The sequence below is a fragment of the Streptomyces sp. 8L genome (assembly GCF_020176795.1).
Lineage (GTDB): Bacteria > Actinomycetota > Actinomycetes > Streptomycetales > Streptomycetaceae > Streptomyces.
The window spans coordinates 1-10270 of sequence record NZ_JAIUKE010000440.1; the positions used below are offsets into that span (position 1 = coordinate 1).

8 protein-coding genes and 1 pseudogene are annotated in these 10270 nt (G+C 74.2%); all 9 read left to right on the forward strand.

The annotated features are described in order from the left end of the window. Nucleotides 1-305 precede the first annotated feature (305 nt). Nucleotides 306-1886 carry an APC family permease gene (locus LCE31_RS30245; RefSeq protein ID WP_225019971.1) on the forward strand — a complete coding sequence of 527 codons (1581 nt, stop codon included), beginning with the start codon at nucleotides 306-308 and terminating at the stop codon, nucleotides 1884-1886. Nucleotides 1887-1937: 51 nt separating this feature from the next. Then, nucleotides 1938-2333, forward strand: coding sequence for a cell division protein SepF (locus tag LCE31_RS30250; RefSeq protein WP_225019961.1), 396 nt, complete (start codon nucleotides 1938-1940; stop codon nucleotides 2331-2333). A gap of 78 nt (nucleotides 2334-2411) precedes the next feature. Then, the gene (locus LCE31_RS30255) at nucleotides 2412-2702 is read left to right on the forward strand and encodes a nucleotide pyrophosphohydrolase (RefSeq protein WP_225019972.1); all 291 of its coding nucleotides are present in this window, start codon (nucleotides 2412-2414) and stop codon (nucleotides 2700-2702) included. Nucleotides 2703-3134: 432 nt separating this feature from the next. Next, nucleotides 3135-3371, forward strand: a pseudogene (locus LCE31_RS40975) (DUF6099 family protein); the annotation flags it as partial. Between the two features lie 61 nt (nucleotides 3372-3432). Next, complete coding sequence (locus tag LCE31_RS40980; RefSeq protein WP_308042330.1) at nucleotides 3433-3624, forward strand: DUF6099 family protein; 192 nt, start codon at nucleotides 3433-3435, stop codon at nucleotides 3622-3624. Nucleotides 3625-3840: 216 nt separating this feature from the next. Continuing rightward, nucleotides 3841-4764, forward strand: a complete 924-nt coding sequence (locus LCE31_RS30265; RefSeq protein WP_225019962.1) for an LLM class F420-dependent oxidoreductase — start codon at nucleotides 3841-3843, stop codon at nucleotides 4762-4764. 243 nt (nucleotides 4765-5007) lie between these two features. Next, on the forward strand, nucleotides 5008-5916 hold the full coding sequence (mmuM, locus tag LCE31_RS30270) for a homocysteine S-methyltransferase (protein ID WP_225019964.1): 909 nt from the start codon (nucleotides 5008-5010) through the stop codon (nucleotides 5914-5916). Between the two features lie 197 nt (nucleotides 5917-6113). Then, nucleotides 6114-7769, forward strand: a complete 1656-nt coding sequence (locus tag LCE31_RS30275; RefSeq protein ID WP_225019966.1) for a 3' terminal RNA ribose 2'-O-methyltransferase Hen1 — start codon at nucleotides 6114-6116, stop codon at nucleotides 7767-7769. Further along, nucleotides 7766-10270, forward strand: a 2505-nt coding sequence (locus tag LCE31_RS30280; RefSeq protein WP_225019969.1) for a polynucleotide kinase-phosphatase, incomplete at its 3' end; no start/stop codon positions are given. The genes LCE31_RS30275 and LCE31_RS30280, both read left to right, overlap by 4 nt.

Here is a 10270-nt window from a genome sequence, read left to right on the forward strand (position 1 = left end):
ACGCCGTGGCCGGGAGAGATAGGGGCGGGAAGCGGCGGGCGAACCGGGCTGGGGAGCGGGACGCGTCCCGGCGGCCCCCGGCGACGTGCCCCTCCCGTCGCAGGCGTGGGCCGTGCCAGGCTGGGCACGCTCTGTTCCTCAGACCAGCCGTCAGCCCCGTCCGCAAACCGCCCGCCAGGGGCCGGGACGGATCGCCGCAGGAACCGTACGAGGGGACAAGGCCCGTGCCGCCGAAGCCACCGCCACCGCCGTCGCCGCCTCCAGCACCCCCGCAGGAGGGACCCGGCCCCGCTGTCCCGCTCGCGCTGTCGCAGGAGCACCGGCTCAAGCGCGACCTCGGCTTCTGGGGCCTGACCTCGATCGGCTTCTCCAACATCCTCGGTTCCGGCTGGCTGTTCGCCGCCATGTTCGCGGCGCAGACCGCCGGTCCCGCGGCGCTCCTGTCGTGGGTCGCGGCCGGCGCACTGTGCGCACTCGTCGCGCTCGTGATGGTCGAGCTCGGCGCGACGCGGCCCGAGGGCGGCGGCACCGCGCGCTGGCCGCTGTACGCGAGCGGACGGCTCGTCGGCACCATGATCGGCTGGTCGGTGCTGCTGTCGGTGGGCGGCACGGCGGCCGAGATCAGCGCGATCATGCAGTACGCGGCGCACTACGTGCCGGGCATCTTCCGCGGCGGCTCGCTGACCTGGCCGGGCCTCGCGCTCGCCGGCGGACTGAGCGTGCTGCTCACGGCGCTGAACTGGTTCGCCGTGCGGATGTTCGCCCGCCTGAACAACCTGGTGTCGCTGCTCAAGGTGATCATCCCGCTGGTCACCGTCGTCGCGCTGTTCCTGTCCGGCACGCACGCGGGCCGGCTCACCGACGCGGCCCACGGGGGGTTCGCCCCGTACGGCTACGCCGCCTGCCTCACCGCCCTCGCGGGCGGCGGCATCGTTTACTCCGTCAACGGCTTCCAGGCGCCGCTGGACTTCTCCGGCGAGGCGCGCACCCCGCGCCGCACGGTGCCGGCCGCCGTGCTGACCGGCATCGGTCTCGCGGTCGTCGTCTACCTCCTGCTCCAGCTCGCCTTCCTGTTCACCGTGCCGGACGGGAACCTCGCGCACGGCTGGCGGGGCGTCAGCTTCGACTCGCCGTTCGGGCAGCTGGCGCTGCTGCTCAACCTGCAATGGCTGGCCACCCTGCTGTACGCGGACGCCGTGATCTCGCCCGGCGGCTCCGCGTACGTCGGCGTGGCCATCGACGCCCGGCACACGTACGCCCTGGCGAAGAACGGCCTGCTGCCCCGCTTCTTCATGCGGATCAACCCGCGCTCCGGGGCGGCGCGCCGGGCCCTCGTGCTCAACCTCGGGGTGATCGTGGTCTTCCTGCTGCCGTTCGGCGGCTGGCAGAGCATCGTGAGCGTGATGGGCGACATGTACCTGCTGATCTACGCGGCCTCGGCCGTCGCGGTCGCCGCGTTCCGCGCGCACGACCGGGAGCGCGGCGCCGAACCGCCGGACGGCCGGCTGCCGGGGATGCGGTGGATCGCGCCGGTCAGCTTCGCCGTCGCGAGCGAGTTCGTCTTCTGGTCGGGATGGCACAGCCTGCGCCTCGCGCTCCCGCTCGTCCTGTTCGGCCTGCCGCTGTTCCTGATGCTGCGGCGGGCCGCCGACGCGCTCCCGCGCCGGCTCGAACTGCGCCACGGAGCCTGGCTGGTCTGCCACCTCGCCGCGCTCACCCTGCTGTCGTGGCTCGGTTCCTTCGGCGGTACGGACACCCTGCGCGCGCCCTACGACTCGGTGACGGTCGCCGTGGTCTCGGTGGCCGTCTTCGCCTGGGCCGTCCGGTCGGGCACCGACCACCTGCGCACCGGTGCGGACCGTGTCGCTGATGGGCTGAACGGGTGAGACGCGAGAGGATGGCCTGATGCACACACATCACACGGGCGGGGGGATTCGGTGAACAGGTACGACGAGTACGACGTCACCGACGAGCAGTGGGAGGGCCTGGCCCAGGTCGTACCACTGCGCAACCGCGACATGTGGCCGTCGAGGGTCGACCACCGCACCGTCCCCCAGGAGATGACGGAGGAGCAGCGGCGCTTCGTGGTCCTGCGGGTGCAGGTCTTCGCGGACGCCAGGGAGGTCGCGGAACTCCTGATCGCGCAGATCCCGGTGCTGCTGGACCTCACGGCCGCCGACACCGACGTCGCCAAACGGATACTGGACTTCAGCAGTGGGGTGGTTTTCGGCCTGGGGAGCGGCATGCACCGGGTGGACAGGAACGTCTTCCTGCTCGCGCCGATCGGCACGGAGGTCGAGGGGACGCCCGCCGCGGCGGTGCCCGGCACGTGACGGACGGGGGCGCGCGGGGGAGCGACATGAGTGAACCGGCGGGGCGGCCCGGGCGTGCCGGAGTTGCAGCGCAGGCTGATGGAGTTCGCCGCCGCGCGGGACTGGGAGCAGTACCACACGCCGAAGAACCTCGTCGCGGCGTTGAGCGTGGAGGCGTCCGAACTGCTGGAGATCTTCCAGTGGCTGACGCCGGAGCAGTCGGCAGGGATCATGGCGGACCCGGGGGACGCGCACCGGGTCGAGGACGAGGTGGCCGACGTGCTCTCGTACCTGCTCCAGTTCTGCGCGGTGCTGGGGATCGATCCGCTGGCGGCGCTCGCCGCGAAGATCGAGCGCAACGAGACGCGGTTCCCGCCCGCCGCGCGCTGAGCCCACGGCAGTCCCGAGTCCGGGGCTGTTCCGAGTCCGCTTCCGAGTCCGGGGCTGTTCCCAGCCGACGGCTGCTCTGAGTCCATGGTTGTTCCGGGGTCCGGCGCTGTCCGCCGGTGCACGGCCGTCGCGGGTCCACTGCCGTAACCGGTCCGCCGCCGTCCACCGCCGTAACCGGTCCGCCGCCTTGTCCGCTCGGTGCGGGCCCGGCGACGCCTCGGTACCGGGTCCGGTGCCGGCCCGGCGTGGATCGCCCGTATCACTCTTCGGAGTGGCGGAGTTGTGCACAATCCCCTTTCTGTCCACAGCTCGCCGCATCCCCCTGTCGCCCGTCCCCGCCTTCCGTCACTCTGGGTGATGCGGGGACAGCGGACGGGTGCGACGGTGGGCGGACCGGGCGCCCGCGAGGGAGCACGGCGGAGGGGCGGGGACATGGACGCGGTACGGATCGCAGAGGCAGGCAGGGACGCGCTGGCGGTGAGTGGCAGCACCGCGGAGGTGGTCGCGGAGGCATGGCAGGCACAGGCTCTGGCCCAGGCGGTCGGGGACCGGCTGGCGGCAGTGCTGCCGCGTCCGGCCCGGTCGGCCGCGAGGGAGCTGGCGGAGGCGGGCGAGCGGGGGCGCGGGCCCGCCGACCATCCCGCGGTGCGTGCCGCGGGCGGGATCAGGGCCGCGGCGCTGACGGGCCCGCTGGACGCGTGGGCGGCGCTGAGCGCACTGGGCACACTGCTTGAGGAGATTCGGAGCGGCGCTCGTCGTCGTCGCCACGGTCGCGGACGACGCCTGGGTCTACTGGCAGTGCATGGAGGCGATCGACGCTGCGGCCGACTCCGGGGACCGGGTCGCGGCGCTGTTGCGGCTGCCCGAGGTGCGGAAGCGGGAGGGCCCGGGACCGCCCGGCGGGGGCTCCGGGGCCCGCTGACGGCGGCAGGAGTGCGGGAGACGCCGGGGTCGTGGTGGCGGACGGAGGCTGCTCGGCGCGGGGACGCGGGCGCGCGCTGCCGCGGGGACGCGGGCGCGCGCAGCCGCGGGGCTGTCAGGGGCGGAGGGCGCTGGGCGGACGGTGCGCGCGGCGGAAGGCGTGGGTCCGGCGGTGTGCGGGGCGGAGGTGTGGCACGGAAGGTGCAGGATGGAGGGCATGGATCTTCGAATCTTCACCGAACCCCAGCAGGGCGCCACCTACGACACCCTTCTCCGTGTCGCCAAGGCGACCGAGGACCTCGGATTTGATGCCTTTTTCCGCTCTGACCACTATCTCCGCATGGGCGAGGCCGACGGCCTGCCGGGGCCCACGGACGCCTGGATCACGCTCGCCGGCCTCGCGAGGGAGACGAAGCGGGTCCGGCTCGGCACGCTGGTGACGGCGGCGACGTTCCGGCTGCCCGGCGTCCTCGCCATCGAGGTCGCGCAGGTGGACCAGATGTCCGGGGGCAGGGTGGAGCTGGGGCTCGGCGCGGGCTGGTTCGCCGAGGAGCACGCCGCCTACGGCATCCCGTTCCCCGACAACCGCTTCGCGCGGCTGGAGGAGCAACTGGACGTGGTGACCGGGCTGTGGGCCACCGAAACCGGCAAGACCTTCAGTTACGAGGGTGAGCACTACACGCTGACCGACTCGCCCGCGCTCCCCAAGCCGGCCCAGGCGAAGCCTCCCGTGATCATCGGGGGCCACGGCGCGAAGCGCACGCCGCGGCTCGCCGCGCGCTACGCGGACGAGTTCAACCTGCCGTTCGGGTCGCTCGCGCAGACCGAGACACAGTTCGGCCGGGTGCGCGCGGCGGCCGAGGCCGCCGGGCGGAGCGCGGACGACCTCGTGTACTCCAGCGCACTGGTGATCTGCGTGGGCAGGGACGACGCGGAGGTGGCCCGCAGGGCCGCCGTCCTCGGCAGGGAGGTGGACGAACTCAAGGAGAACGGTCTCGCGGGCTCGCCCGCCGAGGTGGTCGACAAGATCGGCAGGTACGCGGCCGTCGGGGCGCGCCGGTTCTACCTCCAGGCCATGGACCTGACGGACCTGGACCAGCTGGAGCTGATCGCGTCCCAGGTCGCGCCCCAGCTGGACTGAGCCCGGGGGGCTGCCGCTCCGGGACAGCCGGGTTCCGGGTGCCGGGTTCCGGGGCCCAGCCGGCCGGCCCGGCCCGAAACGGGCTGGAACGGGCCCGGGCCCGGACTGGAACGGGCCCCCGTCGCGGACGGGACGGGGCTCCGGCCCCGGCCTGGACCGGGCCCCCGGCGCGGACGGGACGGGACTCCGGCCCCGGCGCCCCCCCCCGCGCCCACCCGCCGTCCCGATCGACAGGAGGTACGCATGCGGCCCGTCCGACCGCTCGCCGCGGCCCTCGCGGAGGGCACCGTCGTCCTGGACGGCGGGCTGTCGAACCAGCTCGCAGACCAAGGGGCCGACCTGTCGGGCGAGTTGTGGTCCGCCCGGCTGCTCGCCGACGCCCCCGAGCAGATCACGGCGGCCCACGCCGCCTATGTGCGGGCGGGCGCGCGGGTACTGATCACCGCGAGCTATCAGGCCGGCTTCGAGGGGTTCGCGCGCCGCGGCATCGGGCGCGCCCGGGCGGCGCGGCTGCTGGCACGCAGCGTGGAACTGGCGCGTGCCGCGGGCGAGACCGTGCGGGACGAGGTGTGGGTGGCCGCGTCCGTCGGACCGTACGGCGCGATGCTCGCGGACGGCAGTGAGTACCGGGGGCGGTACGGGCGCACGGTGGAGGAGCTGACCCGGTTCCACCGGCCGAGGATCGAGGCGCTCGCCGCCGCGGAGCCCGACGTCCTCGCGCTGGAGACCGTCCCGGACACCGACGAGGCCGAGGCACTCCTCGCGGCGGCGCGGGGCAGCGGGGTGCCGGTGTGGCTCTCGTACACCGTGGCCGGCGGCCGGACCCGGGCCGGCCAGCCGCTGGCCGAGGCCTTCGCCCTGGCGGCGGGCGACGACCAGGTCGTCGCCGTGGGGGTCAACTGCTGTGCGCCGTCCGACGCGGACCGGGCCGTGGCGATGGCCGCCGAGCTCACGGGCAAGCCGGTCGTCGTCTACCCCAACAGCGGTGAGCGGTGGGACGCGGAGGCTCGCGGCCACCGGGGGCCCGCCACCTTCGACCCGTCGCGGGTCCTGGTGTGGCAGGCGGCCGGTGCGCGCCTGGTGGGCGGCTGCTGCCGGGTCGGACCCGCGGCGGTCGCCGGGATCGGCGTGGCGCTGGCGGCGCCGCGCTGATCCCGGCCGGGCCGTCGGCGCGTCCACTCGCCCGCGCCGGAGCCGGGCCGGGGCACGTACGACGCGCCGCGGTCGGCTCCAGGGCACGTACAGCCCGCCACGGCGCGCGGAAGGCGCGGCCGGCGAGGCTCGCGGAGGCGGGCGGGCATCGGGAAAACGGCTGTTCATGAGGGAGGGCGGAGGGCACACTCGGTCAGGTGTTTCTGACGATCACCACCACCGGCACCCCCGAGCGTCCCGCGACCGATCTCAGCTTTCTGCTGCACAAGCACCCGGATCGCGCGCAGACGTTCTCCACCGCCCACGGCACGGCGCACGTCTTCTACCCCGAGGCGACCGCCGAGCGGTGCAGCGCTGCCCTGCTGCTCCAGGTCGATCCCGCGGCGCTCCTCAAGCGGGGCCGCGCCAAGGGCCGCGAGTCCTCGCCCGACCTGGCGCTCGCGCAGTACGTCAACGACCGCCCGTACGCGGCCTCCTCGCTGCTGGCGGTGGCGCTGAGCTCGGTGTTCAGGACGGCGCTGCGCGGTGACTGCCGGGCGCTGCCCGAGCGGGCGGCGAGCCCGCTACCGCTTCGGATCGAGGTGCCCGCGGTGTCCGCGAGCGGTGGCGCCGACCTGGTGAAGCGGTTGTTCGAGCCGCTCGGGTGGGCGTCGGTGACGGCGGGGCCCGTAGCGCTGGACGAGCAGTTCCCCGAGTGGGGAGACTCGCGGTACGTCCAGCTCGCACTGGAGGGCGAGCTGCGGCTCTCGGACGCGTTGCGCCAGCTGTATGTGCTGCTGCCGGTGCTGGACGGCGCGAAGCACTACTGGGTGGCGCCCGACGAGGTCGACAAGCTGCTGCGGGCGGGGGAGGGCTGGCTCGCGGACCACCCGGAGCGGCAGCTGATCGCCCTGCGGTACCTGTCGCGGCGTCGGCGGCTCGCCGAGCGGGCCACCGAGCGGCTGGAACTCGCGCGGCTGGCCGATGTGGACGACATCGAGGTGGAGTCCCTCGACAACGCCGTGGAGGAGACGCCGGAGACGCAGGAGGCATCGGAGGCACCCGAGATGCCGGGGACCCCGGAGATGCCGGAGGCACCGGAGATGCCGGAGGCACCGGCCGAGGCATCCGCGACCGCGGCCCGGGCCCAGTCCCGGACCCGGCCACACGTCGAGACGCAGCCCGCGGCCGAGGCGCGGCCCCGGGCCGAGGAGCGGGCCCCGGAGAAGGAGCGGCAGGACGAGCGGCCGCCCCTCGCGGTGCAGCGGCGCGACGCGATACTCGGCGCGCTGCGCACGGCGGGCGCTGGGACCGTGCTCGACCTCGGATGCGGTGAAGGGCGCCTGGTGCAGGCGTTGTTGAAGGAGCCGGGCATCACGCATGTCACCGGCGTCGACGTGTCCGTACGCGCACTGGCCATCGCCGCGCGCGTGCTGGGCCTCGACCGCATGAGCGAGCGTCAGGCGGCCCGTGTCACCCTCACCCAGGGTGCGCTGACCTACACCGACAAGCGGCTCAAGGGGAAGGACGCGGCGGTGCTCAGCGAGGTGATCGAACACCTCGACCCGCCCCGGCTCCCGGCGCTCGCCTACGCGGTCTTCGGTGCGGCCCGGCCGGGAACGGTCGTCGTCACGACACCGAACGCCGAGTACAACGTGCGCTGGGAGTCCCTCCCGGCCGGCACGGTGCGCCACGCGGACCACCGGTTCGAGTGGGGCAGGGCGGAGTTCAGGGACTGGGCGGAGCGCGTCGGCGCCCGGCACGGGTACGGCGTGGCGTTCACCCCGGTGGGACCCGACGACCCCGAGGTCGGTCCGCCGACCCAGATGGCGGTGTTCACCAGGACGGCGAAGGAGGCGGGAGAAGCAGCATGAGCAGCAGCGACACAACCGGGGCCGAGAGCACCGCGGTGCCCGCCGCACCGGAGGGCGCGGCGGGCGGCGGGCGGCGGCTCGCCGTCACGGACCTGTCCCTCGTCGTGCTCGTCGGGGCGACCGGGTCCGGCAAGTCCACGTTCGCGCGGCGCCACTTCAAGCCCACCGAGGTCATCTCGTCCGACTTCTGCCGGGGCCTCGTGGCCGACGACGAGAACGACCAGACGGCGACGAAGGACGCCTTCGAGGTCCTGCGCTACATCGCGGGCAAACGCCTCGCGGCAGGCCGCCGCACCGTCGTGGACGCCACCAGTGTGCAGCCCGAGGCACGCAAGCAGCTCGTCGCGCTGGCCAGGGAGCACGACGTCCTGCCCATCGCGATCGTCCTCGACATGCCGGAGGAGGTGTGCGCGAAGCGCAACGCGGCCCGCCCCGACCGGGCCGGAATGCCCCGCAGGGTGATCCAGCGGCACCGGCGCGAGCTGCACCGCTCGCTGCGCGGCCTGGAGCGCGAGGGGTTCCGCAAGGTGCACATCCTGCGCGGCGTCGAGGAGGCCGACTCCGCTGAGGTCGTGGTGGAGCGCAGGTACAACGACCTGACGCACCTGAGGGGCCCGTTCGACATCATCGGCGACGTGCACGGCTGCTCCGCCGAGCTGGAGTCGCTGCTCGGCGCCCTCGGCTACGAGGACGGCGTGCACCCCGGGGGACGCACCGCCGTGTTCGTCGGCGACCTCGTGGACCGGGGCCCCGACAGCCCGGGCGTGCTGCGCCGCGTCATGGGGATGGTCGCGGGCGGCACCGCGCTGTGCGTGCCGGGCAACCACGAGAACAAGCTGGGCCGCTGGTTCAAGGGCGCCAAGGTGCAGCACACCCATGGCCTCGCGGAGACCATCGGGCAGCTGGAGAAGGAGGACGACGCGTTCAGGGCCGAGGTGCGCACCTTCCTCCAGGGCCTCGTCAGCCACTACGTGCTGGACGGCGGCGACCTCGTCGTCTGCCACGCCGGCCTGCCGGAGAAGTACCACGGGCGCACCTCGGGCCGGGTCCGCTCACACGCCCTGTACGGGGACACCACCGGCGAGACGGACGAGTTCGGGCTGCCCGTGCGCTACCCGTGGGCCGAGGACTACCGGGGCCGCGCCGCCGTCGTCTACGGCCACACCCCGGTGCCGGACGCGACGTGGATCAACAACACCATCTGCCTCGACACCGGCGCGGTGTTCGGCGGCAGGCTGACCGCGCTGCGCTGGCCGGAGCGCGAGCTCGTCGGCGTACCGGCCGAGCGCGTCTGGTACGAACCGGCGAAGCCGCTGGCCGCAGGGGCGCCCGACGGCGGGGAGGACAGGCCGCTCGACCTCGCGGACGTGAGCGGCCGGCGCGTGGTCGAGTGCCGGCACCTGGCACGGATCGGTGTGCGTGAGGAGAACGCGGCCGCCGCGCTGGAGGTGATGAGCCGCTTCGCGATCGACCCGCGGCTGCTGATGTACCTGCCGCCCACCATGGCACCGACCGCCACCTCGCACGCGGAGGACTGGCTGGAACACCCGGCGGAGGCGTTCGCGCAGTACCGCGACGAGGGCGTGGCGCGGGTCGTGTGCGAGGAGAAGCACATGGGCTCGCGCGCGGTGGCCCTCGTGGGCCGGGACGCGGACGCGATACGGAAGCGGTTCGGCGCCGACGGTCCGACGGGCGCGGTGTACACGAGGACCGGCCGGCCGTTCTTCGACGACCCCGCCATGGCGGAGGAGGTGCTGGGCCGGCTGCGGGAGGCCGTCACCGCGGCCGGGTTGTGGGAGGAGTTCGGCACGGGCTGGCTGCTGCTCGACGCCGAGTTGCTGCCGTGGTCGCTGAAGGCGTCCGGGCTGCTGCGCTCCCAGTACGCGGCGGTCGGCGCGGCAGCGGGCGCGGCCTTCCCCGCGGCGGCCTCGGCGATCGGGGCGGCGCTCGCGCGGGGCGTCGACGTGGAGGCGCTGGCGGCCACGCAGCGTGAGCGCGCCGCGGACGCCGCGGCCTTCACGGAGGCGTACCGCCGCTACTGCTGGCCGACGGACGGTCTTGAGGGGGTGCGCCTCGCGCCGTTCCAGCTGCTGGCGGTGGAGGGGCGCAGCCTCGCCTCCGTACCGCACGACGAGCAGCTCGCGTGGCTGGACCGGCTCGTGGAGCACGACGCGAGCGGGCTGCTGCGGACGACACGGCGTCTGGTGGTCGACACGCGGGACGAGGAGTCGGTGCGCGCGGGTGTCGACTGGTGGCTGGAGATGACGGGGCGCGGCGGCGAGGGCATGGTCGTCAAGCCGCTTCAGGCGCTGGCGCGGGACGGGAAGGGGCGGCTGCTCCAGCCGGGCCTGAAGGTCAGGGGCCGGGAGTACCTGCGGATCATCTACGGGCCCGAGTACACGCGTCCGGAGAATCTGCGGCGCCTGCGCGGGCGGTCCCTCGGCCACAAGCGCTCCCTGGCGCTGCGCGAGTACGCGCTCGGCCTGGAGGCGCTCGACCGG

Coding starts and splice junctions, on each gene's coding strand:
- LCE31_RS30265 (WP_225019962.1), top strand. CDS start 3,841: ATGGATCTTCGAATCTTCACCGAACCCCAGCAGGGCGCCACCTACGAC.
- LCE31_RS30255 (WP_225019972.1), top strand. CDS start 2,412: ATGGAGTTCGCCGCCGCGCGGGACTGGGAGCAGTACCACACGCCGAAG.
- mmuM (WP_225019964.1), top strand. CDS start 5,008: ATGCGGCCCGTCCGACCGCTCGCCGCGGCCCTCGCGGAGGGCACCGTC.